Here is a 25,959-nt window from a genome sequence, read left to right as displayed (position 1 = left end):
CAGTAAGGCCCAGGGCTTGGTGAAAGGCCTGGGCTACAGCATCAAACCACCATGGGCGTGGCTGCGCCATCCATGGTGAGCACCACCCCGGTCACGTAGCTGGCGCGCCCGGATGCCAGGAACAGCACCACGTCTGCCACTTCTTCGGGCCGCGCCAGGCGCCCCAGGGGCACCTTGCGTGTGGCCTGCGCCAGCGCTTCTTCCTCGGAAATATGGAGCATGCGGGCGGTGGCCTCCATGCCCGACTGCAGGCGCTCGGTGTGCGTGGCGCCGGGGTTGACCGCGTTCACGCGCACACCCATGGGGCCGTAGGCCGCAGCCATGCCCGCACTCACCAGCATCAGCGCCACCGCGAGCAGGCGCTGGCGGCCCTGGATGTGCATGGAGGCCACCCGGGCGCGGTGGCGCTTCCACCACCTGGGGCGACGTGCGGCGCTAGGGCGTATCGGTGCCGGTGTCCTGGGCTTTGTCCGACGGCTGGAGTCTGACCGTCGCCCCTTCTGTGGACTGGTTTGGCGAGAAAAGTGCCAGCAACGGCGAGTCCCGCGTCTGGGGTGCCATGGTGTCGGGGGTGAAGCAGTGTGGCTGCGGCAACCGCTTGGGAGTGGGCCTGGGGGTCTATGACCAGATTGAGAAGACCAGCGTCTTCCCGGTGGTGATCGTGGACTGGCGCCCGAACGACCGCTGGCGCTTGGTCAATCCGCTGCCCAGCGGACCGACCGGCGCTGCGGGGCTGGAGCTGGACTACCGCAGCGTGCGTTTTCGGTTGAATGACCGTGCCTTGGCCCCTGGGGGTGTGGGTGAGGAAAGCGGGGTGCCGCTGTTCTTGCGCGTCACGCGCAATCTAGGCCCGCAAATGGCGCTGAACCTGTACGGCGGTGCCGTGGTGGGCGGCAAGCTGCGGCTGGAAGATGCCTCCGGCAATTTGATCAAGAAGCAGAGTTTCAAGACCGCCCCGCTGATCGGGGTCTCTTTGGTGGGGCGTTTTTAGGCGCCAGAGCGACTGGCTGAGGTGAATCACGCCACCCCGTGCGCTGGTTGCACGGGGTGGCGTTTTTCATTCAGTTCGATGCGTATGCCCTGTCTTTCTGGGACGGCCGCAGTGCTTTGCCTGCACATGCCCTCGCATGTCTGCCTTGCGGTGCGTTGCAACGGCGCGCCGTTGACTTTGGATGGCTGGCGGGGCATACCACAGCCCTGTTGCCCACAGTGGAGGTGGGTTTTTATCCATGTTGAAAATGGATCGAATCAAAAAGTTCCTGATGAATTATTTCATTTTGGTGAACATTTAGTTCCGAGATAGGCGATTTATTGATCGGGCCCCATAAAGATTGAACTTTCTGCTGATTTTCGCGTTCGAAGCAGCATGGACAAAGAAGACGCGAGATACCAAACCCTGGAGCAGCTTCACGAGCGGCGCAAGCAAGTCATCCGACTGCACAAACGGGGCATCAAAGTCATGGAACTGGTGCAGATGTCGGGCTTGAGCTACCCGGCTGTGCGCAAGGTGCTTGATCTGTTCGAGCAAGGCGGCTGGCCAGCCATCAAACCAGCCGGTCGTGGTCGCACGAAAGGCGATGCCCGATTGCTCACGCCCGAGCAAGAAGTCCACATCCAAAAGACCATCTGCGACAAACGTCCCGAGCAATTGAAGATGGACTTCTTCCTGTGGAGTCGCGCCGCCGTGATGCAGCTTATCGAACAGGAATGTGGCTTGAAATTGGGTGTGCGCACCGTGGGCAAATACCTGGCACGCTGGGGTTTCACCCCACAAAAGCCCATCAAGAAGGCATACGAACAACGCCCCGAAGCCGTCAAGGCCTGGCTAGATGAACACTACCCGGCCATCGAGGCCAAGGCCAAGGCTGAGGGCGGCGAAATCCACTGGGGCGATGAGACCGCACTGGTCAACACCGATGTACGCGGCAGGAGCTATGCACCAGCAGGTGAGACACCCGTGGCGTTCACGGTGGGCAGCACACGCCAGAAGCTGTCGATGATCGCCACGGTGACCAACCGGGGCAAGGCACGCTGGATGATCATTGACGAGGCCTTCAACAGCGACAAGTTGATTGAGTTCCTGGAGGCCTTGATCAAGGACGCGGGCAAGAAGGTGTTCCTGATCCTTGACAACCTGCGTGTACATCACAGCAAACCGGTCAAGGCGTGGCTGGCAGAGAGAAAGGAACAGATCGAGGTGTTCTACCTGCCCAGCTACAGCCCGGAACTCAACCCAGAAGAGCGTTTGAACGCCGACCTCAAGCAGGCCATGGGCAAGCGGGTCCCGGTCAGAACAAAGGCAAAACTGCGCGATGCGGCCAACGAACACATGGCCATGCTGGAGAAGTCACCCGAGCGGGTGATGAGCTACTTTCAGGATCCCCGCGTCAAATATGCCGCCGCTTGAGACTTCATGGGGCCGGAGCAATATCTCCGTACTAACCCTAGATACAGTCACTCCCATCGATGAGCGACACGTTCAACTGCCACTCATCGACGCAGGTCGAAACCGGCAGCTTCCGTGAAAGTGGGCCGCCGGGGCCGGCATCTGAATGTTGATCTGTAAGACAGGATTTTGATCATGAAGAACTTCCGCACTATCGCCGCTCTCTCCTTGTTTGCTCTTGGCTCTGTGGCTGCCCATGCCCAATCTTCCGGTGCCTTTGGCGACAACTCCAACTACCCTGCTGCAGCATCCACCGCCAGCGCACTGACCCGCCAAGCCGTGATCGCTGACTTGCAAGCAGCGCGTGCCAATGGCGGCATGCCCCACGATGCAGAGGGTTCTGACGTGGCCAACAGCGCTGCAGCCGTGAACAGCGCCCGCAGCCGTGCTGAAGTTCGCGCCGAAGCCATTGCCGCCCACAAGGCTTACCAGACCGTTCAAGGCGAACACTGATCCCTGGCCGCCGCAGGCGGCACATGGCAAAACAAAGCCCGCAGACCTTTCGGCCTGCGGGCTTTGTTGCATGGTGCGGCAGGGGCGGGCCCCAGCGCGTCAGCCTTTGGGTGCGAGCACAGCCATGGTGATGCGTGACACGCAGGTCAGCTCACCCGCATCGTTCACCATGTCGATTTGCCACACTTGTGTGGTGCGGCCAATGTGCACCGGGCGGGCCGTGCCGGTGACCCAGCCGCTGGTAGCGGCACGCAAATGGTTGGCATTGATGTCCAGCCCCACGGCGCGGTGGCCCTCGGGGCTGGCATAAAAGGCGCCCATGGAGCCCAGGGTTTCAGCCAGCACCACGCTGACTCCACCGTGCAGCAGCCCGAAAGGCTGACGCGTGCGCTCGTCCACCGGCACGCGGCCCCGCAGGAAGTCGTCGCCCACTTCCGTCATTTCAATCCCTAGGTGGCTCACCGCAGTATTGGCACCGCTGGTGTTGAGGTGCTGAACAGAGATGGGTTTTTTCCAGATGGACATGGTGTGCAAGGCTCCAGCGAGGTAACGAAAAGACGAGGGCCGCGCGTGACGGGCGCGGGGTGGTGCAACGATTATCGGCAGGATCTGAGAGCCTCTTTGCTGACTCTGCGGTGCACGCGGGCAGCAGCCCTCAGCGCATTGAGCCTGTTTCCACGTACTTCTGATGCCAGGAGAGCGCCTCACCCAGCAGGTGGGGCGTGTGCTGACCCAGCGCGCCTTTGCGCGCGCGTGCGAGATAGTCGCGCAGGGCGGGGCGGAAGTCGGGGTGCGCGCATTTTTCAATGATGATTTCCGCCCGCTGTGTGGGCGAGTGCCCGCGCAGGTCGGCCAAGCCTTGTTCGGTGACCAGAATCTGCACGTCGTGCTCGGTGTGGTCTACATGCGAGGCCATGGGCACGATGCAGGAGATGGCGCCGTCCTTGGCCAGCGAGGGCGTCATGAAGATCGACAGGTAGGCATTGCGTGCGAAGTCGCCCGAGCCTCCAATGCCGTTCATGATGGCCGAGCCCATGATGTGCGTGGAGTTCACGTTGCCGTAGATGTCGGCTTCGATCATGCCGTTCATGGCGATCAGGCCCATGCGGCGGATCAGCTCGGGGTGGTTGCTGATCTCCTGCGGGCGCAGCACGATGCGCTCTTTGTAGAACTCGATGCGGTCATTGAAGTCCTGCATCGCGGCGGGGCTCAGCGACAGGGCCGTGGCCGAGGCGCTGGCCAGCTTGCCCGAGCGCAGCATGTCCAGCATGCCGTCCTGCAGCACTTCGGTGTAGGCGGTGAGGTTTTCGAAAGGCCCGGCGTTCAGGCCTGCCAGCACGGCATTGGCAATATTGCCCACGCCCGACTGCAGCGGCAGCAGGTCAGCGGGCAGGCGGCCCAGCTTCACTTCTTGCTGCAGGAAATTGATGATGTGGCCGGCAATGCGGTTGGATGTGTCGTCGGGCGCGGCATACACCGAGTTGCGGTCGGGCTGGTGGGTTTTGACCACCGCAATCACCTTGGAGGGGTCACAGCGCATGTAGGGCTCGCCAATGCGCTGGTGCGGCTCCGTCATCTGGATGGGCCTGCGGTTGGGCGGAACATCTGTGCCGTAGTAGATGTCGTGCATGCCCTCCAGAGCCGGGTTGTGCCAGGTGTTCACTTCCAGAATGATCTTGTCCGCCTGGTCGAGCCAGGTCTTGTTGTTGCCCACGGATGAGGACGGAATCAGGCGCCCGTCGGGCAGCACCCCCGCCACTTCCACCACCGCCACGTCCAGCTTGCCCAAAAAGCCGAACCACACAAACTGGGCCACGTGCGACAGGTGGATGTCCACGTACTGCATTTGCCCGGCATTGATCTGCTTGCGGCAGGTGGGGTCGGACTGGTAGGGTAGGCGCATATCGATGCCGTCCACCTGGGCCAGCGCTCCATCCAGCTCGGGGGCGGTGGAAGCACCCGTCCACAGCCCGATCTTGAAGGGCTTGCCCTGCGCGTTTTGCTGCTGGATATGCCGTGCCAACGCCTGCGGCACCGCCTTGGGGTACCCCGCCCCGGTGAAGCCGCTCATGCCCACATGGGCCCCTGCGGGGATCATGGCAGCCGCTTCGTCTGCGGTAACGATGCGCGAAAGAAAGTCTGGGTACAAAACCCGGTCGGCAAGTGACATGGGAGAGAGCGAAGAAAGGGTGGGGTAGAGGGCAATCGACCGGTGCTCGCATCGCGCGAGCACCCGTGTGTCGCTTCAGAGAAGCGGAATGCTAACAAAATGCCTTGCCGCGCTTTAGGGTTAACCCGGGTCTGTCGGTCAACCCTTGGCACTTGCCTCAATGTCGATGTGGAGCACAACGTGCTGCCCGGCACGGGCCTGCCTCCGTCCAAGAAGGCTGCCAAGGAAAAGAGGGCCCAGAAAAAAGCGCCCTGAGATCGGGCGCTTGGGGCATGCCTGCCGCGCACGCGGCGGCAGGCTGAGAGAGGCTCAACCCTTGCGGTTGAGCAATGCGTACAGAATGATCGCGCCGAAGGTGGCGGTGCCGATGCCGCCCAGGGCAAATTCACCAAACTTCAGCGTGAAGTCGCCCGTGCCCAGGATCAGGGTGATGGCCGCCACGATGAGGTTCTTGTTCTGCGAGAAGTCCACCTTGTTGTCCACCCAGATCTTGGCGCCCGCCACGGCGATCAGGCCGAACACCACGATGGAGACACCACCCATCACCGGCAGCGGAATGGTCTGGATCAGCGCGCCAAACTTGGGCGAGAAGCCCAGCACCAGAGCGAACACGCCAGCGAGCAGGAACACCGCGGTGGAGTAGATCTTGGTGGCGGCCATCACGCCGATGTTTTCTGCATAGGTGGTCACGCCCGTGCCGCCAGCGCTGCCGCTGACCATGGTGGCAATGCCGTCGCCAATGAAAGCGCGGCCCATGTAGCGGTCCAGGTCCTGGCCGGTCATGGCTGTCACGGCCTTGATGTGGCCCAGGTTCTCCGCCACCAGGATGATGGCCACCGGGGCGATGAGCAGCATGGCGCTGCCGCTGAACACAGGGGCTGCAAAGTTGGGCATACCAAACCAGGGCGCATTGGCCAGGGCCGACAGGTCCATGGGTTTGCCCAGGCCCATGCCGTTGGTCAGCACCGCATAGACGATGCTGGCGGCAATCAGCCCCACCAGAATCAACAAACGCTGCACCATGCCGCGTGTGAGCACGGCCACCAGGCCCACGCACACAAAGGTGACGGCCTGCATCCAGCTGTCGAAGTTGCTCGCGGCCATGTTCTTGATGGGGATGCCTGCCAGGTTCAGGCCGATCACCGCCACCACCGAGCCCGTGACCACGGGGGGCATGCAGCGCTCAATCCACCGGGTGCCAATGGCCTGCACCAGTGCGCCGATCAGCGTGTACAGCAGGCCGCAGGCAATGATGCCGCCCAGTGCCACGCCGATATTGGCGTTGGCACCCTTGCCCGCGTAGCCCGTGGCGGCAATCACCACGCCAATGAAGGCAAAGCTGGAGCCCAGGTAGCTGGGCACCTTGCCGCCGGTGACCAGAAAGAAGATGAGCGTGCCCAGCCCGCTCATGAGAATGGCCACGTTGGGGTCGAACCCCATCAGGATGGGGGCCAGCACCGTGGCGCCGAACATGGCAATCACGTGTTGCACACCCATCACCGCTGTTTGCGGCCACGGCAGGCGCTCGTCCGGGCCAACGACACCGCCTTGCTGCAGCACGTCGGGGCTTTTGACTTTCCAGTCCATCAATCCCATGGTGTATTCCTTGTAAAAATTCGTGTGCTGGATGCTAGTGGATTTCTGCCCGTTGTTGTGCCGCGTGACGGCGCTGCCTGGCAGGCGGGTGGAGCCTGGGGCGCGCGGACAGCCGTTAGGATGCGAGGCGTTGCGCCCGCTTGGGGCGTGAGATGAGTCATCTGCCACCCTGCCCGCCATGAAGCCCACCCCCTTGTGCCCCTCTTGCCGCCTGCCCATGGAGGCCCATCGGCTCGACGGCCACGACCATGGGTTGGGCCATGGCGTGGTGGAGCTGGACATTTGCTTTGGCTGCCAGGGCATCTGGTTTGACCACCGCGAAAACCTCAAGCTCAGCCCCCAGGCTGTGGTGGAGCTGTTCTCGCTGCTGCACCAACACCGCACGGATGAGCGCCGCCCCCTGCAGCGCCAGCTGGCCTGCCCGCGCTGTGTGCGCCCGCTGGCGCAGTCGTTCGACGTGGTGCGCAGCGGGCGCTACATGGTGTACCGCTGCGCGCAGCAGCACGGGCGCTTCAGCGCGTTTTCGTCTTTCATGGTCGAAAAAGGCTTTGTGCGCCACCTCACGCGCGCGGAGGTGGATGATTTGGCCCGGCGCGTGGACGCCATCTACTGCACCGGCTGCGGCGCGCCGGTGGACATTCGCAAAGACCACGCCTGCCCGCACTGCCGCGCCGCGTTCTCGCTGATTGACCCCGAGGCCGTGAAAAAAGCGCTCGAAGGCTACCGGGTGGCGGCGGCGCCCGCTGCCGCACCCTCCGCCCCCGACCTGGCCGACGCCTTGGTGATGCTGGAGCGGGACCGCAACCGCGCGCAGCGCGAACAGCAGAGAAAACGCTTTTCCGGCGAAGCGGAAGATTCCATCACTGGCGACCTCTTCGCTGCCGGAGTGGCCGTGGTGGTGGGCATGCTGATGGGCAAGTGACTGCCCCGGTCTTTTGACAGGTCCTCAAGCCTTGGCGGGCTTGCGGCTGCTTTTGCTGGCCTTCTTCTTGCCCGAGCCCGCTTTCTTGCCGCGCAGGTGCAGCCCCCAGCTCACCAGCACCCAGAGGTAAGACGCCAGCACCGAATACGCCGCGATGGCGGGCAGTGACAGGGACGGCGCGGCGATGGAGCGTGGGTTGCTCAGTGTTTCGAGCAGCTGCTTGGTGCCTGCGCCCAGCACCGGGACGGCCTGCGCCGTGCCAGGGCGTGCCATGCGGGCAGCCATGAAGACGAAGAACTCCATCAGCAGGGCACCCACCAGGTAGCAGGCCAGCAGCGCCATCAGGTACGAAAAAGACCGACGGTCGCCTTTGGCAAGGAACACAACGGCCGACAGCAGCACCAGTGCGGGCAGCAGCAGGGCCACGGCGGGCCAGGCAGACATGAGGGTGGGCATGGTAGTGAAAGCGGTGAAGTAAGGCGAGGAAGACCGAGGGCAGGGCGGCGGAACCGCAGCGCAACGGCCGGGCAGAAGCCCTGCCCGCGCGGCTGCCGATCATAGTGGCCCGTGCGCGCCGCCTTCGCGGGCTACCGCGCCCTCAACGTAACCGGGCTTTACCAAGTGCCAGCCGGGCTGGCCCTTCAGCGCCCCGGCCTGGCAGCCGCCAGGGCCGTGCCCAGCCGTGCCAGCGGCGTTTGCCACGCCGGTGTTTTGCCGGTGAGCTGCCCCACGATGGCCGCCTTGAGCGGCGGCAGGTGCCGCGCGCCTTGCAGCACCGCTTGCCGCAGCAGGCGGGGCAGGGGGCGGGCGTCGGTGTACAGCCGCACGATGGCGTTGGTGCCTTGATAGATGGGCCAGGCGTGCAGGTGGTGGGCGCGGGCATAGGGCGCCAGCGCGGCGGCGTCGCCCAGGTCCTGCCCCCGCTGGCGCGCGGCCTCTAGCGCTTGCGTCAACCGCTCCACCCCCGCCAGGCCCAGGTTGTAGCCATGGGCGGTGACCGGGTGCATCCCCACTGCGGCGTCGCCCAGCAGGGCGCAGCGCGGGCCGGTGAAGCGCTGTGCGTACACAGCGACCAGCGGGTAGGCGTGGCGCTGCTCGATCAGCTCCATGTCGCCCAGCCGGTGCTGGAACTGCGCCTGCACCTCGGCCGTGAATGCGGTGGGCTCCAGCGCCATCAGGCGTGCGGCGTCGGCGGCCTGCGCCGTAACCACGACCGAGCACTGCGGGTGGCCCGCATCGTCGTCCGGCAGGGGCAGCACCGCGAGCGTGCGTTCGTAGCCAAAGCATTCGTGGGCGGTGTCTGCGTGGGGCTCGGTGTGGCGCATGCGGCAGACGATGACGGTGCGCCCAAAGTCGGTCATCTGGGCGCCAATGCCCAGCTGGCGGCGTGCAGCAGAAAAGCGGCTGTCGGCCGCCACCACCAGCGGTGCGCACAGGCGCTGGCTGGCCTGGCCGGGGGCGGCAGCGTCGGTGTAATCGACTTCTGCGTGCGTAGGCAGGGTGGCCACCCGGTGCACTTGCGCACCCGGCACGATGCGCACGCCCGGCGTGCTGGCGGCCACGCCATAGGCCGTGCGGCGCAGGGCGTGGTTGGGCACGATGAAGCCCAGCGGCATCGATGGCGCTGGCGTTGCGCCAGCGCCGTGCGCCACCTGCAATTGCATGGCGCTGTGTGCGCCCACCGGGCCGTCGTGCACATGGGCGGCGCGGATGTGCCCAATCTCGCTGGCGGCCAGGCCCGCCCACGAACCCAGGCGCTGCAAGGTGGCCACGCTGGGGTGGGTGAGCGCGATCTCGCGGCCGTCGGGCGCGGGCTGCTCCAGCGTGGCGGCGGGGTTCTGGTCCAGCACGGTGGCGGTAAAGCCCGCTTTTGCCAAAGAGATGGCCAGCGACAGGCCCGCTGGCCCGGCGCCCACGATGAGTACGTCGCTGTGCATGTGCATGAAAGGGGGTGCGATTGGCGCAAAAAAAAAGAGCAGGCATTGTGGGCCGGGGTATGCGGCCGCGCCTTGCAATGCATCAAAGGGGCCCTGAAAAACACTGTGGTGCGGGTGCACGCCGTTCACCCGCAAAGCGTGGCATATGTAACGCAACGTGATGTGACGGAGTAGTGTTTCCCTCCCAAGGCATCCATCTGGTGTTACAAAAGGCGACGCGTTGCATACCGTAGGCGAAAGATACGAACGGTTGCAATTGCCTGGGGGTGGGAAGTCGTTGTGCGCGGGTGCATGGAACAATGGCGCGCCGTTCTGACAACAACATCCCACCGCATCACGGTGAGCGCGCCCTGCCATCACCACCGTGGCAGCGGCAGCACCTGTGGCGGTGCTTATTTCAACGAGGGAATCAACATGAAAAAAATGACGTACATCGCCCTGGCGTGCGCACTGGCGCTCACCGGCTGCGTGACCACCGAGGGGGGCTCGGCCAGCGGGTTGTCGGCCGTGGCTTCGGCCTTGAACACCACGGGTGCCTTGGGCTCGGGCGGGTCCAGGACGGAAAACCAGGTCGGCGCGGCGGTGGATGTGTTCAAGGCTGTGACAGTCTCGGACGAGGAGCTCAAGTCGGTGGCGCTGCAGTACCGCGCCTATGGCGATCGCACCGAGAAGCTGGCGCCGCCTAACAACAAATACTCCCAGCGCCTGGAGCGCCTGACGCGCAAGCACGTCAATGAAGACGGCCTGAATCTCAACTTCAAGGTGTACCTGAGCAAGGACGTGAACGCCAACGCCACGGCTGACGGCTCCATCCGCGTGTATGCAGGTTTGATGGACATGATGAACGACCAGGAGCTGCTGGGCGTCATCGGCCACGAAATCGGCCACGTCAAGCAAGCCCACACCATGAGCGCCATGCGCACCGCCTACATGGCCTCCGCTGGCCGCAAGGCTGTGGCGGCCTCCAGCGGCACGGCAGCCAAGCTGGCCGATTCCGAACTGGGCGCGCTGGGCGAAAAGATATTCAACAGCCAGTTCTCGCAAAGCCAGGAAACCGAGTCGGACGACTACGGCCTGGCCTTCATGCAAAAGCACAAGTACAACGTGAAGGCACTGGAGTCGGCCTTCCGCAAGCTGGCGTCGCTCAGCGGCAAGCAGGGCGGGCTCGACCAGATGCTGTCCTCCCACCCCGATCCAGGCTCGCGTGCCGACCGCATGCGCGACAAGACGGGTGGCAAAAAGTAATGCTATTGAAATGATAGCTGCTGGCGCTTTCTGCATAAGCGCTAGAGGCCAATTTCATTCAAAGAGCCCCGCACTGCGGGGCTCTTTTTTTGTGGTGCGCCCAGCATGGGCGCACACCTGCGGGTGCAAGTCCTGCTGCGAGCTGGTCACAGTGAGCAAAGTGAAGCGCAACTGCATGAGGGTGACCGAATGTGGGGAGGAAGCGTGGAGCGTAAATCGTGAGCCGATGAACAAGAACCGCATAGAAGGCGCTGCCGAGCAGGGTGAGTGGGCCATTTACCACGAAGCTCTTGTGACCAAGGCTTGGGCGGCGTAGATGCGGCGGTTGTGCGATGAAGGTGTGCGACCCTTACCTGGGGAGATCTCGCCTTGTGCCTGAAAGGGTGACGGTTATGCCGTAGCGAGAAGTCAGCAAAGGTCGTAGTAGTGCAAGTCCGAAACCCGAAGGGGAGGTGTGGCGAGCACGAAGGGCCGAACGAGAGTGAGTGAACGAGGACACGTGTGATGTCAAAGGCCATGCGTCAGATGCCAGGGCGACCTGGGCGGGTGAGCGCAGCGCACGGTGAAGCCGTGCGTGATCTCATCAGCGACGAAGCCAGCGGCCCGCCGCGTGAACACCCGGACACAGGGTCGGCAAGGCAGCCTGCAGGCACAGGTGGCTTGCTGGAAGCGGCGCTGACGAGACAGAACCTGCAACTGGCGTGGAAACGGATCAAGGCCAACAAGGGCGCAGCCGGGGTGGACGGGCTCGACATCGAGCAAACCGCCCAGGTGATACGCCAGAGATGGCCCGACATACGCCAAGCGCTGTTGCAAGGGCGCTACCGGCCCAGCCCGGTACGCAAGGTGATGATTCCCAAACCTGACGGCAGCCAGCGCGAGCTGGGCATCCCGACGGTGCTGGATCGGCTGATCCAGCAGGCACTGCTACAAGTGCTGCAGCCGCTGATAGACCCCACCTTCAGCGAACACAGCTACGGGTTTCGTCCCGGTAGGCGTGCACATGACGCAGTCAAGGCTGCGCAGACGTACGTCCAATCGGGCAGACGCGTGGTGGTGGACGTGGACTTGGTCAAGTTCTTTGACCGGGTCAACCATGACATCCTGATCGACAGGCTCAAGAGGCGCATAGACGACGCTGGCGTCATCCGGCTGGTGCGAGCGTACCTGAAAGCCGGGATCATGGATGACGGGGTGGTGGTCGAGCGCCATCTGGGCACGCCGCAAGGCGGGCCGCTATCCCCATTGCTGGCCAACGTGCTGCTTGACGAAGTAGACAAGGCGCTAGAGGCGCGGGGCTGCAGCTTTGCGCGCTACGCTGACGACTGCAATGTCTACGTGGGCAGCACCAAGGCCGGCGAGCGGGTGATGGCCTACCTCAGGAAGCTATACGGCGGCCTGAAGCTTGAGGTCAACGAAGCCAAAAGCGCGGTGGCCTCAGCCTTCGGGCGCAAATTCCTGGGTTATGCGCTGTGGGTGGCCAAGGGCAAAGAAGTCAAATGTAAGGTGGCCGCCAAGCCGCTGCAAAACTTCAAGGCCCGCATCCGGCAACTCACACGCCGCTCGGGCGGGCGCAGCATGGAGGAGGTCGTTGACAAACTGCGGCCCTACCTGCACGGATGGAAGGCGTACTTTGGGTTGGCGCAGACACCCGGGGTCTGGCGGGAGCTGGACGAATGGCTGCGCCACCGACTGCGAGCCATCCAGCTGCGGCACTGGAAGCGATCCAGGACGATCTACCGGGAACTCAAGGCACTGGGGGCGTGCGACGATGTGGCCAACCAAGTGGCGGGCAACTGCCACCGTTGGTGGCGCAACAGCAATGGAGTCATCAGGCGCGTGCTGACGATTGCGTACTTCGACTGGCTGGGAGTGCCCAGGCTGTCCTGACCTCAAACTCTCGAACCGCCCGGTGCGGACCCGCATGCCGGGTGGTGTGGCAGGGGCGCCTCCTATCAGGGAGGCCCCCTATGCCGATCCGCCGCGCGGCACCAAGGTAACCCCCTGCCTGCCAGAGGCCCCGGCCAGCCGTCAACCGCGTGACTGCGCAGGGTGGCTACTTCACAGCGGCGCTGCTACGCTGGCGGCATGGAGACAAAACACCTTCCCCACGGCCGGGGCACATCGGCCCAGGGCACCACGCCGCCCTACGTTCCGCAAATCCGCCTGTACCAGCAATGGTTGCACGCAACCCGCGGCCTGCAGTTCGACAGCTACGACGCGCTGTGGCGCTGGTCCACCACCGAGCTAGATGCCTTCTGGCAAAGCGTGTGGGATTACTTTGACCTGCAGTCGCCCACGCCCCACACGGGCGTGCTGGCCAAAAACACCATGCCGGGGGCGCAGTGGTTTCCGGGCGCCCAGGTGAACTACGTGCGCCAGGTGATGCGCCATGTGGATGCGGCGCACGCCGCAGGCGTGCCCGCCATCATCAGCCGCAATGAAAAAGGCAACCACCGCGAACTGCCCTGGCCCGAGCTGCGCCGCCAGGTCGCGTCGCTGGCGCTGCACCTCAAAGCCCAGGGCGTGCAGCCGGGCGACCGCGTGGCGGCTTACCTGCCCAACGTGCCCGAGGCCATGATTGCCTTCCTGGCCACTGCCAGCATTGGCGCAGTGTGGAGCATCTGCGCGCCCGACATGGGCACGCACGCGGTACTCGACCGCTTCCGCCAGATCGAGCCCAAGGTGCTCATCAGCGTGGACGGCGTGAGCTACGGCGGGCGCGACCACGACCGCACCGGCGTGCTGGCCGAGTTGCGCGCCGGGCTGCCCAGTCTGCAACATGTGCTGCTGCTGGGCAATCTGAATGCTTCAATTTCCATAGCTGGTTGCGCAAGCTGGGTAAGCGCTACAGCCCGAAATGATGCAGAAACTGCGGCATTTGAGCCCATGTGGCTGGCGTTTGACCACCCGCTGTGGATCGTCTATTCCAGCGGCACCACCGGCCTGCCCAAGCCCATCGTGCACGGTCATGGCGGCAGCATGCTGGTGGCGCTGCAATTGAAGGTGCTGCACAACGACATTGGCTGCAGCTATGAGGCCAACAGCTTTGGCGAGCGCTACCACTGGTACAGCTCCACCGGCTGGGTGATGTGGAACGCGCAGATGAGCGGCCTGCTTTCGGGCACCACCTGCGTCATCTTTGACGGCAACCCCGGCGGCAGCAAAGAGCACCCCGACTGGGGCGTGCTGTGGCGCTTTGCGGCCGAAACCGGCGTGACCTTCTTCGGCGCGGGTGCGGCATTCTTTGCCAACTGCATGAAGGCGGGCATCACGCTGAGTGACTATGGTGACCTCACGCGCATCCGCGCCCTGGGCACCACCGGCTCGCCGCTGTCGCCCGAGGTGCAGCAATGGGGCACGGCGCAGTTCCGAATCATCCGTGGCATGGCGGGCGAGACGCCCGCCACCGCCGGGCTGTCCACGCCTGCGCAGGCAGGCGTGGAGCCGCAGCCCGACGTCTGGTGGAACAACATCTCCGGCGGCACGGACTTTTGCGGCGCCTTCATCGGCGGCAACCGCGAGATGCCCCAGGTGCCGGGCGAGATGCAATGCCGCATGCTGGGCGCAGCGGTGGAAGCCTGGAACGCCGAGGGCCAGCCGGTGACGGACGAGGTGGGCGAGCTGGTGTGTGCGCAGCCCCTGCCGTCCATGCCGCTGTACCTGTGGGGTGACAAGGACGGTTCGCGTTACCTCTCGAGCTACTTTGACATGTACCCGCCAGGCCACGGCCGCCAGCCCGGTGGTGGCGACGGCCCCGCCAGCATGGGCGCGGTGTGGCGGCATGGCGACTGGCTCAAGATCGGCGCCAACGGCGGCTGCACCATCTATGGCCGCTCTGATGCCACCATCAACCGCCACGGCCTGCGCATGGGCACGAGCGAGATCTACAGCGCTGTCGAGGCCTTGCCCGAGGTGCTGGACAGCATGGTGGTGGACCTGGAATACCTGGGCCGCGAGAGCTACATGCCCCTGTTTGTGGTGCTGCGCCCCGGCCAGGCGCTGGATGAGGCCCTGCGCGCGCGCATCAACGCGGCGGTGCGCACCGCGCTCAGCCCCCGCTTTGTGCCCGACGACATCTTTGCCGTGGCCGAAGTGCCCCGCACCCTGAGCGGCAAGAAGCAGGAACTGCCCATCAAGAAGCTGCTGCTGGGTCAGCCCATCGAGAAGGTGGTGAACAAGGACGCGATGGCCAACCCCGGCTGCCTGGACTGGTACGTGGCCTTTGCGGCCGAGCGGGCGCAGACCTTGCCTGCGGCCTAGCCGTACGCTGGGACCCAAGGCGTATCGACTGGCTGTGGTGACGAAAGCCGCGCCGGGCGTGGGGCAGCGGCTGGGGGGCTCGTCCTGCTGTTAACCTGCAGGGTGGCCGCCTGAAACCCGCTGCGCCGTCATAGATACCGGGGCGTTGGCCACCTGCACGCCCATAATTGAACTTTGCTTTGACTGTGCTCCACAGACGCACTTCCCATGAACACACCCCAGCACCCCAAACGTTTTTCCATGATCCGTGAATTCCATCTGGCGGACTGGTTCACCCTTGGCAACGCGGTTTGTGGCGTCGGGGCGCTGTTTTCAGCCATGTCGTACCTGGCCACGCAGGATGTGGTGCACATCTACTTTGCCGCCGCCCTGGTGCTGGCGGCGCTGATTTTTGATGTGCTGGACGGCCGCATCGCCCGCTGGCGCCAGAAAAGCTCGGCCATGGGGCGCGAGCTGGATTCGCTGGCGGACGTGATCTCGTTTGGCGTGGCGCCCGCCATCATTGCCTACGGCTGCGGCATGCAGGGCCTGTACGACCGCGTGGTGCTGGCCTACTTCGTGGCCTGCGGGGTATCGCGCCTGGCGCGCTACAACGTCACGGCCGAAACCCTCTCGGGCGATGATGGCAAGGTGAAATACTTTGAGGGCACGCCCATTCCCACCTCCATCGTGCTGGTGGGCCTGCTCGCGCTGGCCGCTGCCCAGGGGGCCGTGGGCCCTGACCTGTGGGGCGGCAAGGTGGTGCTGGCGGGCTTCACGCTGCACCCGCTGGTGCTGCTGTTTGCGGCGTCCGGCTCGCTGATGATCAGCCGCATCCGCATTCCCAAGCTCTGATTTGCTATTGAAAATATAGCTGCTGGCGCTTGTTATATAAGCGCTAGAGGCTATTTTTGCTCAATTTTCAGCAGCATCAGGCAGCCGTGGGCTTGCGGTTCACCAGCACAATGCCCACCGCCACCAGGCCCAGCGCCGCCACCAGGCCTGCGGTGATGGGCTCGCCCAGCCAGCCCGCGCCAAACAGCAGCGCAAACACCGGCGTCAGAAACACAAACGAAGACATCTTGGTGGCCGGGTAGCGCGCCAGCATCCACATCCAGGCCAGGTAGCTTGCAAACGCCCCCACCAGGGCCTGCACGAGGAGCGATGCCCAGGCAAACGCGCTGAAGTCCCACGACCAGGTCTCGCCCAGCGCCAGCGACAACAGGGGCAGCAGGGCGGTGCTCACCGCCACCTGGTAGAGCAACTGGTGCTCTGGCGCCACCCGGGCCAGGGCCGTGCTGCGGATGACCACCGTGGTCAGTGCCCACATCAGCCCCGCCACCAGCCCCAGCGCATCGCCCAGCCAGGCCAGCGGGTGCGCGCCTGCAGCGCCGCCTGCCAGCCCGTCGCCCAGCGCCAGCCCCACGCCCACAAACGCCGCCGCCAGGCCCAGCCATTGCCAGGTGTAGAGCCGCTCGCCGGGAATAAAGCGCGGCAGCAGCAAAGCCACCCAGAACGGTGAGCTGTACAAAAACACCGTCAACCGCGAGGCCGAGGTGTATTGCAAACCCACGTAGATGCACGCGAACTCGCCCGCAAACAGCGCCCCGGCCAGCAGGCCGGCCCGCCAGCTTCCCTGCGGGGCTGCAGCGCCAGGGGCGACCCGCCCGCGCCACAGGCACCAGGCGCCGATGGCCGCCGTGGCCATGGCAAAGCGCACAAAGGCCTGGAACACCGGCGGCACCTCGGCCACCGTGGCCTTGAGCAGCACCTGCTGGAACCCCCAGAACATGCAGCAGGCCAGCAGCAGGGTGATGGCGAAGGAGTCGAGGTGGGCTTTGCGGGTGGGGCTCATCGCTTGATTATGGTCAAGTGACAGCCGCGCCGCTTCGGGTTTCAATAGCGGAATGCCCCACGCCCCTTCCAGCCCCGACACCCCAGGCACCGACACCGCTTTGCAGGGCTGGCGTCTGCGCCTGTACACCATCATTTTTGAAGCCGACACGCGCGCGGGGCGGTGGTTTGATGTGGCGCTGATCGTGCTCATCCTGGCCAGCGTGGCCGTGGTGGTGGCTGACAGCGTACCTGCCCTGCAGGCCCGTTGGCACCAGGTGTTCTGGGCCGCCGAATGGGTGTTCACGCTGCTGTTCACCATCGAATACGTGGCGCGCCTGCTGTGCGTGCGCCAGCCACTGCGCTACGCCACCAGTTTTTTTGGCATCGTGGATCTGCTGGCGCTGCTGCCCACTTATCTGGCGCTGCTGCTGCCCGAGGCCCATGTGCTCATCGACGTGCGTGTGTTGCGGTTGCTGCGCATCTTCCGGGTGTTCAAGCTCACGGCGTACATGACCGAATACAGCAGCCTGGGGCAGGCGCTGCGGGCCAGCCGCCGCAAGATCACTGTGTTTCTGACGGCGGTGCTCATGATCGTGCTGGTAATGGGCACCCTGATGTACGTGGTGGAAGGCCCCAGCAACGGGTTTGAGTCCATCCCCACGGCCGTGTACTGGGCCATCACCACCATGACCACGGTGGGCTTTGGCGATATCACGCCCAAGACGGACATGGGCCGCTTCATCGCCTCCGTCATGATGCTGCTGGGCTGGGGAACGCTGGCCGTGCCCACGGGCATCGTGACGGCCGAAATGGCGTCGCAGCGGGGGGCGGCGCCGCAGGTGCCCACCACCCGCACTTGCCCCGAGTGCCTGAGCGAAGGCCACCTGCCCGAGGCGCGCTACTGCCTGCACTGCGGAGCGCATTTGTCGCCCTGGCAGCGCGAGGGTGCCTGAGCGTCCATTCCAGGGCAACTTCTGATGCAAGCGAATGTGAGCGGTCGCCCCGCCGTGCACCGCCGGGCCATGCGCTGCCGCTACACTCAGGCCTTTGGGTTGCGCCCGGTGGTGCAGCCATTGAACCTTCCCCTCCATGGCCACTGAAACGGCGGCGCAATCCCGCACCAGTTTTGACCTCAAAAGTGCTTCACTGCCCGTGGTGGCGGTGGTGCTCAAGACCACGGACGCGGCGCAGTTTGCCGTGGACCTGGCCGAGCGCGTGGCCGATGCGCCCGGTTTTTTCGACTTTGACCCCGTACTGATCGACCTTGCGCCCGTGCGCGAGGCCGAAGAACCCATCGACTTTGCCGCCATTGCCGAGCAACTGCGCCAGCAGCGCACCTTGCCCGTGGCTGTGCGTGGTGGCAGCCCCGCCCAGATGGAAGCCGCCCGCGCCGCAGGCCTGGCCGCCGCACCCGATGCCCCACCGGCCCGTGCAGAAGCCCCCGCCCCCGTGGAAGTGGTGCGTGAAGTGATCCGCGAGGTGGAGGTGGTGCGCGAAGTGCCCATGCCCGGCCCCGGCACGGTGGTGGTGGACAAGCCCTTGCGCTCAGGTCAGCAGGTGTATGCGCGCGGCGCCGACCTGGTGGTGATGGCCGTGGTGAGCTTTGGCGCCGAGGTGATTGCCGACGGCAACATCCACGTCTATGCCCCGCTGCGCGGCCGCGCCATTGCTGGCGCCCGGGGCAACACCGAGGCCCGCATTTTCAGCACCTGCCTGGAGCCGCAGCTGGTTTCCATTGCAGGCATCTACCGCACCACAGAAACCGCCTTGCCCGACAACGTGGCAGGCAAGCCCGCCCAGGTTCGCCTGGACGGTGAAAAACTCATCATTCAGCCTCTGGCTTGATGGGCCCCATCCGATTCGTATCAACCCACTGAGAACTAACAAGACATGGCCAAAATCGTCGTCGTGACCTCCGGCAAAGGTGGCGTGGGCAAGACCACCACCAGCGCCAGCTTTGCCTCCGGCCTCGCCCTGCGCGGCCACAAGACTGCCGTGATCGACTTCGACGTCGGTCTGCGCAACCTGGACCTCATCATGGGCTGCGAACGCCGCGTGGTGTATGACCTGATCAACGTCATCCACGGCGAGGCCAACCTGAATCAGGCCCTGATCAAGGACAAGCAGTGCGACAACCTGTTTGTGCTGGCCGCCAGCCAGACCCGCGACAAGGACGCCCTCACGCAAGACGGCGTGGGCAAGGTGCTGTCGGACCTGGCCGGCATGGGCTTTGAATACATCGTTTGCGATTCGCCCGCCGGCATTGAAAGTGGCGCCCTCATGGCCATGCACTTTGCCGACGAGGCGCTGCTGGTGACCAACCCTGAGGTGTCCTCCGTGCGCGACTCCGACCGCATCCTGGGCATGCTGGGCAGCAAGACCAAGCGCGCCATCGAAGGCGGCGAGCCCGTCAAGGAGCACCTGCTCATCACGCGCTACAACCCCAGCCGCGTGGAAGACGGCCAGATGCTGAGCCTGGAAGACATCCAGGACATCCTGCGCATCAAGCTCATCGGCGTGATTCCTGAATCTGAAGTGGTGCTGCAGTCGTCCAACCAGGGCACGCCCGCCATCCACGCGCAGGGCAGTGATGTGTCTGAGGCGTACAAGGACGTGATCGACCGCTTCCTGGGCCAGGAAAAGCCCCTGCGCTTCATCGAGGCAGAAAAGCCCGGCTTCTTCAAACGCCTTTTCGGGAGCAAATAAGCCATGGCTTCGTTCCTCTCCTTTCTCCTGGGTGAGAAGAAAAAAACCGCCAGCGTTGCCAAAGAACGTCTGCAGATCATCCTGGCGCACGAGCGCAACGGCCGCAGCGCCGCCGAGCCCGACTACCTGCCCGCCCTGCAGCGCGAGCTGGTCGCCGTGATCTCCAAGTACGTGAAGATCAACCCCGAAGACCTCAAGGTGCAACTGGAGCGCCAGGACAACCTGGAAGTGCTCGAAGTGAAGATTGAACTGCCCGACACCGTGCGCTGAACGCCGAACCCCGTCAGGCTCCAGGCCCGCCCCGCAGCCCTGCGGCGCGGGCTTTTTTGTGCCGGTGCTGCGGTGACTGGCCTGACAATTGCTTAAAAAATCAGGGTAAACCCTATATCAATGGGTAGAGAGCATTTTGGTGGACACAACCTGGAAACTCAGCTGGCAGCGTGCCAGCAACCACGAAGGCTTCACACGCGGGGCGCGGGCGTTTTTGGCGCTGGCCGTGGTGCTGGCCTACGGCTGGTGGGCCGATTGGCAGACCGAGCTGATGCCCGTGCTGCTGGGCGTGATCGCCAGTGCCCTGACCGAGACCGATGACAGCTGGCGCGGCCGCTTGCGCGCGCAATTGCTGGCCATGGGCTGCTTCACCCTGGTGGCGCTGGCGGTGTGTGCCACGGTGTCGTGGCCCTGGGTGCTGATGGGCGTGATGGCGCTGTCGGCCTTCACCTTCACCATGCTGGGGGCGCTGAGCGAGCGCTACCGCGCCATTGCCTTTGGCTCGCTGGTGCTGTTCATCTACGAAGCGCTGGCCGCCCACACCAGCCGCGACGCGGCCGTGGTGGCCACGCCCCTGATGCTGGGCGGGGCCGCCTGGTATGGCGTGGTGTCGGTGCTGTGGAACGCGGTGATGCCCCGTGCCCCCGTGCGCTATCGGCTGGCCAAGCTCTATGCCATGTTGGGCGAATACCTGCGCCTGAAGGCCCTGCTGCTGGAGCCCGTGCGCGACGAAGACCTGGAGCGCCGCCGCATGGCGCTGGCCCTGCACAACGGGCGGGTGGTCGATGCGCTCAATGCCACCAAAGAAAGCCTCATCAGCCGCATGGGCCGGGGCACGCCACCGCTGTGGCTGCAAACCGCCATGCACCAGTACCTGGCCGCACAAGACGTGCACGAGCGTGTCAGCTCTTCGCACGAGCATTACGACCTGCTGGCCCAGTCGTTCTTTCACAGCGACGTGCTCTACCGCTGCCAGCGCGTGCTCACGCTGCTGGGCGAGCAGGCGCTCAAATTCTCGGTGGCCATCCAGCAGCAGACCGAGCCCGTGCACTCGGGTGTGACCTCGCGCGCCATCGAGGACATGGAAGCCGCCCTGGCCCACCAAGAGGCGCTGGAACGCGAGCACCCCAACGCCGCGCAGGCCCGCCCCCTGCGCTCGCTGCGCGCGCTGGGCCACAACCTCACCGCGCTGGCGCGCGTGTTTGCCGGTGCTCTGACACTGCCGCCTGAGGCGCCGGGCGCCGCCGCTGTGGACTACAGCCTGTTTGACCGTGAGCCCCGCACCCTGCGCGACGCCTGGGACCGTATCCGAGCGCAGTGCCGCCCCCAGTCGCCCTGGCTGCGCCACAGTGTGCGCCTGAGCTTGTCGCTCGTGGTGGGCTTTGCCGTCATGCAGGCCACCGCCGACCCGCACGGCTACTGGATCTTGCTGACCATCGTGTTCGTCAGCCAGCCCCAATACGCCGCCACCCAGACCCGCCTCATGCAGCGTGCCAAGGGCACGGCGATGGGGCTCGCGCTCGGGTGGGCGGTGATCCAGCTGTTTCCGGGCGAGCTGGTGCAGGCCGCATTGCTGGTGCTGGGTGGCGCGGTGTTTTTTGGGGCGCGGCACACCCGCTACACCCTGGCCACGGCGGCGGTTACGACCTTGCTGCTGCTCAGCTTTTACCAGATGGGCGCGGCCAGCGGCGTGATCTCTGCGCGCCTGCTCGATACCGTGGTGGGCTGCGTGATCGCGGCCGTGGCCTCGTGGCTGGTGCTGCCGTCGTGGCAGTCGCGCCACTGGCCCCGGCTGGCCGCCCAGGTGCTGCAGACCCAGGCGCTGTACCTGCGGGAGATCCTGGCGCAGTACCAGGGCGGCAAGTGCGACCACCTGGCCTACCGCCTGGCCCGGCGCAATGCCCACAACGCGGATGCCGCCCTGTCCAACTCGTACAGCGCCATGCTCAAGGAGCCCTTGCATGTGCGTGGCAATGCCGAGGTGGTGGGGCATTTCCTGTGCCTGTCGCACACCCAGCTCAACTACCTGTCGGCGCTGGGCGCCCAGCGCGGTGGCGCAGCCGCTCAGCCCATGGACGAGGCCACGCGTGAGCTGGCGCAGAGCCTGCTGGCATCCCTGCAGCAGCTGGCGCTGGAACTGGAGCGCGCGCAGCAGTCCGGCCGGGTGCGCAACACCCACAGCGCCCCGGCGGTGGCCCAGGTGCTGCGCGAGTGGGGCACGGTACCGGCAGCGCCCAGCGCGCACAGCCTCATGGCAGCGCAGCTGCAGCTGGTGGGCAAGGTGTTTCCGCAGCTACAGGCGCAGGCGCGCCAGCTGGTGACCACGGAATAGGGTTGGCGGATTACGGCGCGGGAGTCGTGCCGCAGCCAGATCAACGTGCGTGCTTGGCGAACTTGCCCGCAAAAGCCTGGGCAATGCTCAGCCCGCGTTGCCCTGCGACCAGCGTCGCGGTCTGCCCGGCGGCGATGGTGCCGGGCCCCTCTACCGCCAGGTAGTAGCCGCAACAGCCCGCCACCGCCATGGCGCGGCCGGCCTGGGCAAAGCCCATCACGGCGTTGAACTTGAAGCAGGGCTCGCGCGGCGCCGCCACGCGCAGCACGCAGTCCGGGAAATGCCACTCGTCGCCCACAAACACCTCATGCTCCAGTGGGCCGTCAATGGTGAGGTTCTCGCCCATGAAGCCCGGTGGCAGCGCTTCGTCGAACAGGCTCACGCCCCGCTCGCGGCGCTGGGCCTGCCAGAACGCATAGTGCGCGGCGGGGTAGGCATACACCGCCTTGGTCAGGCCGCCGTGCACGCTCAGGTCGGCCTGCTCGTCCCCCGCCAGCCCCAGCGGGCCCACGGCCACGGGGCCGGCGACGGAGGTTTTGCCGATGGCGGTGAGCACCGACCGCTCGCCCACCTTCAGGCGCCGGGCGGTGCCAACGTTCACGTGGCGTACGACGATGGCGGGCGCCGTCATAGCGGGTGCTCGGTGTAGAACTTGCCGCCGTGGTACAGCAGGGGCGATGCGCCCTCGCGGTGCTCGCAGCGCTCCACCTCGCCCACGAAGATGGTGTGGTCACCCTCTTTGTACTGGCTGCGGTTGAAGCATTCAAACGTGGCAGCAGCGCCGGCTAGCAACGGGGCGCCGTTGATGCCGGGGCGGTGTTCCACGTCGGCCCAGCGGTCAATGCCGCGCGTGGCAAAGCGTTCGGCCAGGGCTTTCTGGTCAGCAGCCAGCACATGGATGGCGTAGTGCGAGCCATTGGCAAAGGCGGGCATGCTGCTGGCGCCGTGCGACAGGCTCCACAGCACCAGCGGGGGCTCCAGCGACACCGAGTTGAACGAACTGGCCGTGAGCCCCACCAGCTCGCCCGCTGCATTGCGGGCGGTGACGATGGTCACGCCCGTGGCAAACATGCCCAGCGCGTTGCGGAATTCGCGCGAGGAGAAGCTGGGCGGCAGTGCCAGGGCAGGGCGGGGCAGGGGGCTGTTCACAAAGTTCGGGCGCGGGGCCGGCGTCAAAGGGGGATGGAACTATTATGGAGTGCCACCTGCGCGCGCGTGCGGCGCAGGCAACCCGGCACTCTTTTTTGTATGGCTTTGCTTCCGACTTTCTCAATCCTGGGCTCCGGCCCCACGGTGCTGATGCTGCACGACGCCGACGGCGATTACCTGACCTTTGCCCCCCAAGTGGAGATGCTGGCCAGCGCAGGCTACCGCGCCGTGGCGTGGAACATGCCCGGGTATGGGCACAGCGCACCGATTGAGCCCTACACCTTCAAAGGCCTGGCGCAAAGCTGCGTGGCACTCATCGAGGCCCTGCAGTGTGGCCCGGTCACCCTGGTGGGCCACGGCATGGGTGCCATGCTGGCCCTGGAAGTGGCCGTGCGCCGCGCCGAAGTGGTGAACCGCCTGGTGCTGTGCGCCGGGGGGCCGGCGCTGGATGCCCAGGCCGTGCAGGACTGGCTCGCCCCGCGCGAGCGGGCGCTGGACGCCGCGCAGCAGCCGGGCGGCAGCATGCAGCAGCTGGCGCAGACCCTGGTGCCCCAGTGCATTGGCCCTGGCGCCTTGCCCGAAGGCGTGCGCCTGGCCGAACACGCGCTGGCGCAAGTGCACCCCGCCACCTACCGCCGCGCCTTGCAGGCCATGCAGGGCTTTGACCGCTGGGCCCGGGCCTGGGTGAATGTGCACACCCCCACGCTGCTGCTGGGGGGCGATGCCGACCACTGCACCCCACCCGCGGCACTGCAGGCGCTGGCCGAGTTGATGCCCGACGCCCAGCACCTGAGCCTGCCCCACATTGGCCACTGGCCGCAGCTGGAAAACCCCGAAGCGTTCGACGCGGCACTGCTCGACTTCCTGGCCAAGCAGCGGGTGCTGCATTGAACGCCGCCGCACCAACGCCAGCCCCCGCATCTGCCGTGCGCTGGCTGGGTTTCACCTTGCTGGCCGCAGGCTGTGTGGCCGCCGCGTGGTGGGGGCCTGCCCAACTGTGGCCCACCACGGCGGCGCCCGATGGGGTGTATGGCCGGGCGGGCGATGGGCCCTCGTGCCTGGCGCTGCTGTCTGCCCAGGCTGAGAAGGGGGCCTTGCAGGCCGACGTGCCACGCCCGGCCAGCCCAGCTTCCCCGCCGGTCACTGCGGTCGCAGAGCCTTTTTTGCCCGAGGTGGCCGAGGCCGCCTGCACCACGCTGCTGCCGCGCTTGCCTGGGCTGTCGCGCGCGCAGTGCGTGGCCACCCGGTTGCAGGCCAGTGGTGCCTTGTCGCGCCAGGGGGCACCGCTGTATTGGCGGGATGTGCCGTCGCACGCCGGTGCTGCCGCTAAAGGCCAGCCCGCTGCAGAGCCGCTGCGCGTGCTGGTGGTGGGCGCCATGCATGGCGACGAGCTCACCGCCGCATCGCTGGCCCTGCGCTGGATTGGCATGGCGGCGGCCGAGGGGGCGGCGGACGCGGGCGAGCCAGCGCCCGTGCACTGGCGCTTCATCCCCGTGCTGAACCCCGACGGCCTGCTGGCCCCCAAGCCCACGCGCGTGAATGCGGGCGGTGTGGACCTGAACCGCAACTTCCCCACGCCCGGCTGGGCCGAGGAAGCCCCGGTGTACTGGGAAAAGCGCACCCGCAAGGACCCGCGCCGCTGGCCCGGCCACACGCCGCTGTCCGAGCCCGAATCGCGCTTTTTGCACCAGCAGATGGACCAGTTCCAGCCGCAATTGGTTGTCAGCATCCACGCGCCCTACGGCGTGCTGGACTTTGACGGCCCCCACGATCCGCCGCTGCGGCTGGGCCGCCTGCGCATGGACAAGCTGGGCGTGTTCCCCGGCTCGCTCGGGCATTACGGCGGGCTGCACCGGGGCGTGCCGGTGGTCACCATCGAGCTGGAGCACGCCCTGCGCATGCCGCCCGATGCCGAGGTGCGCGCCATGTGGCGTGACCTGCGCCACTGGATGAACACCCGGCTGCTGGAGGGCGCCGACGCTGTGGCCGGGGTGAAGCCACCTGGCCTGCAGCGTTGATCAGGGTGGAATTTGCATGAAATCGGGCTCTGGCGCTGATGTAGAAAGCGCCAGCAGCTCTTATTTTGGTAGCAAAAAGTGCGCAGCCTGTGCCACGGCCTGCGCATCTGCCTGCACCGCACCGGGCGGCCCGCCCTTGCCCCACAGGGCGCCGCCCCAGGGCATGGACAGGAACTTGGCGCACAGCTCTACCGAGTCGATCATCGGCTGGGCCTTGGCGCGGTCGCCGCTGGTGGTGATGAGGAATAGCGACTTGGCGGCCATTTGTTCCTTGAAGGGCAGCCCGGGCACGCGCATCCAGCCGCTCCAGTGATCCAGATAAGTCTTGAGCGGCGAAGGAATGCTGAACCAGTACACGGGCGACACGAACACGATGTGCGTGGCCGCCAGCGTGGCGTCGAGCAGGGTTTTCAGATCGCCCTCGGGCGCGGGGTAGGTGCCCACGGTGTGGCGCAGGTCCACAAACGGCGGCAGGCTCATGCGCGCCAGGTGGTGCCAGGTTTGCACCGTGCCCGCAGGCAGCGCAGCGGCGGCCTGCTGGGCCAGCCATTCGGTGTTACCCAGGTGGCCGCTTTCGCGGGTGGAGGTGGTGAGAAAGAGGTAATGCGGTGTGGTGTTCGACATGCCGCCGATGGTA

24 protein-coding genes and 1 pseudogene are annotated in these 25,959 nt (G+C 65.6%); 15 read left to right on the top strand and 10 right to left on the bottom strand.

Features of this window, described 5'->3' with window-relative positions; translation table 11 throughout:
- Nucleotides 1–41: 41 nt before the first annotated feature.
- Nucleotides 42–347, bottom strand: a pseudogene (locus PQV96_RS20585) (SDR family oxidoreductase); the annotation flags it as partial.
- A gap of 101 nt (nt 348–448) precedes the next feature.
- On the opposite strand from PQV96_RS20585, the gene PQV96_RS20580 reads away from it, so the two are divergent.
- From PQV96_RS20580 to PQV96_RS20570, 3 genes are all read left to right on the top strand, one after another.
- A complete protein-coding gene (locus PQV96_RS20580; protein WP_273624080.1) occupies nt 449–991 on the top strand; it encodes a hypothetical protein in 543 nt (180 codons plus the stop codon).
- A 375-nt stretch (nt 992–1,366) separates the two neighbouring features.
- The gene (locus PQV96_RS20575) at nt 1,367–2,407 is read left to right on the top strand and encodes an IS630 family transposase (protein ID WP_044395424.1); all 1,041 of its coding nucleotides are present in this window, start codon (nt 1,367–1,369) and stop codon (nt 2,405–2,407) included.
- A gap of 174 nt (nt 2,408–2,581) precedes the next feature.
- Complete coding sequence (locus PQV96_RS20570; protein WP_207373694.1) at nt 2,582–2,899, top strand: DUF4148 domain-containing protein; 318 nt, start codon at nt 2,582–2,584, stop codon at nt 2,897–2,899.
- A 99-nt stretch (nt 2,900–2,998) separates the two neighbouring features.
- Here the strand turns inward: PQV96_RS20570 and PQV96_RS20565 are convergent, their stop codons facing one another.
- The 3 genes from PQV96_RS20565 to PQV96_RS20555 all read right to left on the bottom strand — a co-directional run bounded on the left by PQV96_RS20565 (nt 2,999) and on the right by PQV96_RS20555 (nt 6,665).
- The gene (locus PQV96_RS20565; RefSeq protein ID WP_207373695.1) at nt 2,999–3,424 is read right to left on the bottom strand and encodes a hotdog fold thioesterase; all 426 of its coding nucleotides are present in this window, start codon (nt 3,422–3,424) and stop codon (nt 2,999–3,001) included.
- Between the two features lie 130 nt (nt 3,425–3,554).
- On the bottom strand, nt 3,555–5,069 hold the full coding sequence (locus tag PQV96_RS20560; protein WP_207373696.1) for an acetyl-CoA hydrolase/transferase family protein: 1,515 nt from the start codon (nt 5,067–5,069) through the stop codon (nt 3,555–3,557).
- Between the two features lie 309 nt (nt 5,070–5,378).
- Entirely contained in the window at nt 5,379–6,665 is a 1,287-nt protein-coding gene (locus PQV96_RS20555; protein WP_044397249.1) for a solute carrier family 23 protein, read from the bottom strand.
- Nucleotides 6,666–6,843: 178 nt separating this feature from the next.
- Here PQV96_RS20555 and PQV96_RS20550 point away from each other — a divergent pair, with 178 nt between their 5' ends.
- Nucleotides 6,844–7,587: a zf-TFIIB domain-containing protein gene (locus tag PQV96_RS20550; RefSeq protein ID WP_273624078.1), complete on the top strand. Its 744-nt coding sequence runs from the start codon at nt 6,844–6,846 to the stop codon at nt 7,585–7,587.
- 24 nt (nt 7,588–7,611) lie between these two features.
- Here the strand turns inward: PQV96_RS20550 and PQV96_RS20545 are convergent, their stop codons facing one another.
- Together PQV96_RS20545 and ubiM are read right to left on the bottom strand one after the other, a co-directional pair.
- Nucleotides 7,612–8,043: a hypothetical protein gene (locus PQV96_RS20545; protein WP_273624077.1), complete on the bottom strand. Its 432-nt coding sequence runs from the start codon at nt 8,041–8,043 to the stop codon at nt 7,612–7,614.
- 185 nt (nt 8,044–8,228) lie between these two features.
- Nucleotides 8,229–9,530 carry a 5-demethoxyubiquinol-8 5-hydroxylase UbiM gene (gene ubiM, locus PQV96_RS20540; RefSeq protein ID WP_273624075.1) on the bottom strand — a complete coding sequence of 434 codons (1,302 nt, stop codon included), beginning with the start codon at nt 9,528–9,530 and terminating at the stop codon, nt 8,229–8,231.
- Between the two features lie 408 nt (nt 9,531–9,938).
- Between ubiM and PQV96_RS20535 the strand changes: the two genes are divergently transcribed.
- From PQV96_RS20535 to pssA, 4 genes are all read left to right on the top strand, one after another.
- Entirely contained in the window at nt 9,939–10,769 is an 831-nt protein-coding gene (locus PQV96_RS20535) for a M48 family metallopeptidase (protein ID WP_273624074.1), read from the top strand.
- Between the two features lie 504 nt (nt 10,770–11,273).
- A complete protein-coding gene (gene ltrA, locus PQV96_RS20530) occupies nt 11,274–12,659 on the top strand; it encodes a group II intron reverse transcriptase/maturase (RefSeq protein ID WP_066691875.1) in 1,386 nt (461 codons plus the stop codon).
- A 198-nt stretch (nt 12,660–12,857) separates the two neighbouring features.
- A complete protein-coding gene (locus PQV96_RS20525; RefSeq protein WP_273624073.1) occupies nt 12,858–15,032 on the top strand; it encodes an acetoacetate--CoA ligase in 2,175 nt (724 codons plus the stop codon).
- Nucleotides 15,033–15,239: 207 nt separating this feature from the next.
- A complete protein-coding gene (gene pssA / locus PQV96_RS20520; RefSeq protein ID WP_044397089.1) occupies nt 15,240–15,866 on the top strand; it encodes a CDP-diacylglycerol--serine O-phosphatidyltransferase in 627 nt (208 codons plus the stop codon).
- 76 nt (nt 15,867–15,942) lie between these two features.
- Here pssA and PQV96_RS20515 read toward each other — a convergent pair whose 3' ends face one another.
- Nucleotides 15,943–16,866 carry a DMT family transporter gene (locus tag PQV96_RS20515; RefSeq protein ID WP_066698882.1) on the bottom strand — a complete coding sequence of 308 codons (924 nt, stop codon included), beginning with the start codon at nt 16,864–16,866 and terminating at the stop codon, nt 15,943–15,945.
- 52 nt (nt 16,867–16,918) lie between these two features.
- Here PQV96_RS20515 and PQV96_RS20510 point away from each other — a divergent pair, with 52 nt between their 5' ends.
- From PQV96_RS20510 to yccS, 5 genes are all read left to right on the top strand, one after another.
- Entirely contained in the window at nt 16,919–17,800 is an 882-nt protein-coding gene (locus PQV96_RS20510; protein WP_273624072.1) for an ion transporter, read from the top strand.
- 136 nt (nt 17,801–17,936) lie between these two features.
- Nucleotides 17,937–18,692 carry a septum site-determining protein MinC gene (gene minC / locus PQV96_RS20505; protein WP_273624071.1) on the top strand — a complete coding sequence of 252 codons (756 nt, stop codon included), beginning with the start codon at nt 17,937–17,939 and terminating at the stop codon, nt 18,690–18,692.
- A gap of 45 nt (nt 18,693–18,737) precedes the next feature.
- Nucleotides 18,738–19,553 carry a septum site-determining protein MinD gene (minD, locus tag PQV96_RS20500; RefSeq protein WP_044397093.1) on the top strand — a complete coding sequence of 272 codons (816 nt, stop codon included), beginning with the start codon at nt 18,738–18,740 and terminating at the stop codon, nt 19,551–19,553.
- Nucleotides 19,554–19,556: 3 nt separating this feature from the next.
- Complete coding sequence (gene minE, locus PQV96_RS20495; protein WP_044397094.1) at nt 19,557–19,823, top strand: cell division topological specificity factor MinE; 267 nt, start codon at nt 19,557–19,559, stop codon at nt 19,821–19,823.
- 139 nt (nt 19,824–19,962) lie between these two features.
- On the top strand, nt 19,963–22,155 hold the full coding sequence (yccS, locus tag PQV96_RS20490; RefSeq protein WP_273624070.1) for a YccS family putative transporter: 2,193 nt from the start codon (nt 19,963–19,965) through the stop codon (nt 22,153–22,155).
- A 40-nt stretch (nt 22,156–22,195) separates the two neighbouring features.
- Here yccS and PQV96_RS20485 read toward each other — a convergent pair whose 3' ends face one another.
- Together PQV96_RS20485 and PQV96_RS20480 are read right to left on the bottom strand one after the other, a co-directional pair.
- Entirely contained in the window at nt 22,196–22,786 is a 591-nt protein-coding gene (locus PQV96_RS20485) for an MOSC domain-containing protein (protein WP_207375531.1), read from the bottom strand.
- A complete protein-coding gene (locus tag PQV96_RS20480) occupies nt 22,783–23,304 on the bottom strand; it encodes a flavin reductase family protein (protein WP_207375532.1) in 522 nt (173 codons plus the stop codon). The genes PQV96_RS20485 and PQV96_RS20480 overlap by 4 nt, the downstream gene beginning before the upstream one ends.
- Before the next feature lie 99 nt (nt 23,305–23,403).
- Here PQV96_RS20480 and PQV96_RS20475 point away from each other — a divergent pair, with 99 nt between their 5' ends.
- On the top strand, nt 23,404–24,195 hold the full coding sequence (locus PQV96_RS20475) for an alpha/beta fold hydrolase (RefSeq protein ID WP_273624069.1): 792 nt from the start codon (nt 23,404–23,406) through the stop codon (nt 24,193–24,195).
- Nucleotides 24,192–25,322 carry a M14 family zinc carboxypeptidase gene (locus PQV96_RS20470; RefSeq protein ID WP_244939157.1) on the top strand — a complete coding sequence of 377 codons (1,131 nt, stop codon included), beginning with the start codon at nt 24,192–24,194 and terminating at the stop codon, nt 25,320–25,322. Before PQV96_RS20475 ends, PQV96_RS20470 begins: the two co-directional genes overlap by 4 nt.
- A gap of 60 nt (nt 25,323–25,382) precedes the next feature.
- Here PQV96_RS20470 and PQV96_RS20465 read toward each other — a convergent pair whose 3' ends face one another.
- Nucleotides 25,383–25,946: an NAD(P)H-dependent oxidoreductase gene (locus PQV96_RS20465; protein ID WP_142085224.1), complete on the bottom strand. Its 564-nt coding sequence runs from the start codon at nt 25,944–25,946 to the stop codon at nt 25,383–25,385.
- Nucleotides 25,947–25,959 lie beyond the last annotated feature (13 nt).

The organism is Acidovorax temperans (genome assembly GCF_028596105.1).
In the GTDB taxonomy this organism is placed as follows: Bacteria; Pseudomonadota; Gammaproteobacteria; order Burkholderiales; family Burkholderiaceae_C; genus Acidovorax; species Acidovorax temperans.
The sequence above is the reverse complement of the archived record's forward strand: the minus strand, read 5'-3'. Positions and strand labels throughout refer to the sequence as shown.

Excerpts from the sequence above, each read along its gene's own strand:
- PQV96_RS20575 (WP_044395424.1), top strand. The coding sequence starts at position 1,367 with ATGGACAAAGAAGACGCGAGATACCAAACCCTGGAGCAGCTTCACGAG.
- PQV96_RS20570 (WP_207373694.1), top strand. The coding sequence starts at position 2,582 with ATGAAGAACTTCCGCACTATCGCCGCTCTCTCCTTGTTTGCTCTTGGC.
- PQV96_RS20565 (WP_207373695.1), bottom strand. The coding sequence starts at position 3,424 with ATGTCCATCTGGAAAAAACCCATCTCTGTTCAGCACCTCAACACCAGC.
- PQV96_RS20560 (WP_207373696.1), bottom strand. The coding sequence starts at position 5,069 with ATGTCACTTGCCGACCGGGTTTTGTACCCAGACTTTCTTTCGCGCATC.
- PQV96_RS20555 (WP_044397249.1), bottom strand. The coding sequence starts at position 6,665 with ATGGGATTGATGGACTGGAAAGTCAAAAGCCCCGACGTGCTGCAGCAA.
- PQV96_RS20550 (WP_273624078.1), top strand. The coding sequence starts at position 6,844 with ATGAAGCCCACCCCCTTGTGCCCCTCTTGCCGCCTGCCCATGGAGGCC.
- PQV96_RS20545 (WP_273624077.1), bottom strand. The coding sequence starts at position 8,043 with ATGCCCACCCTCATGTCTGCCTGGCCCGCCGTGGCCCTGCTGCTGCCC.
- ubiM (WP_273624075.1), bottom strand. The coding sequence starts at position 9,530 with ATGCACATGCACAGCGACGTACTCATCGTGGGCGCCGGGCCAGCGGGC.
- PQV96_RS20535 (WP_273624074.1), top strand. The coding sequence starts at position 9,939 with ATGAAAAAAATGACGTACATCGCCCTGGCGTGCGCACTGGCGCTCACC.
- ltrA (WP_066691875.1), top strand. The coding sequence starts at position 11,274 with ATGTCAAAGGCCATGCGTCAGATGCCAGGGCGACCTGGGCGGGTGAGC.
- PQV96_RS20525 (WP_273624073.1), top strand. The coding sequence starts at position 12,858 with ATGGAGACAAAACACCTTCCCCACGGCCGGGGCACATCGGCCCAGGGC.
- pssA (WP_044397089.1), top strand. The coding sequence starts at position 15,240 with ATGAACACACCCCAGCACCCCAAACGTTTTTCCATGATCCGTGAATTC.
- PQV96_RS20515 (WP_066698882.1), bottom strand. The coding sequence starts at position 16,866 with ATGAGCCCCACCCGCAAAGCCCACCTCGACTCCTTCGCCATCACCCTG.
- PQV96_RS20510 (WP_273624072.1), top strand. The coding sequence starts at position 16,919 with ATGCCCCACGCCCCTTCCAGCCCCGACACCCCAGGCACCGACACCGCT.
- minC (WP_273624071.1), top strand. The coding sequence starts at position 17,937 with ATGGCCACTGAAACGGCGGCGCAATCCCGCACCAGTTTTGACCTCAAA.
- minD (WP_044397093.1), top strand. The coding sequence starts at position 18,738 with ATGGCCAAAATCGTCGTCGTGACCTCCGGCAAAGGTGGCGTGGGCAAG.
- minE (WP_044397094.1), top strand. The coding sequence starts at position 19,557 with ATGGCTTCGTTCCTCTCCTTTCTCCTGGGTGAGAAGAAAAAAACCGCC.
- PQV96_RS20485 (WP_207375531.1), bottom strand. The coding sequence starts at position 22,786 with ATGACGGCGCCCGCCATCGTCGTACGCCACGTGAACGTTGGCACCGCC.
- PQV96_RS20475 (WP_273624069.1), top strand. The coding sequence starts at position 23,404 with ATGGCTTTGCTTCCGACTTTCTCAATCCTGGGCTCCGGCCCCACGGTG.
- PQV96_RS20465 (WP_142085224.1), bottom strand. The coding sequence starts at position 25,946 with ATGTCGAACACCACACCGCATTACCTCTTTCTCACCACCTCCACCCGC.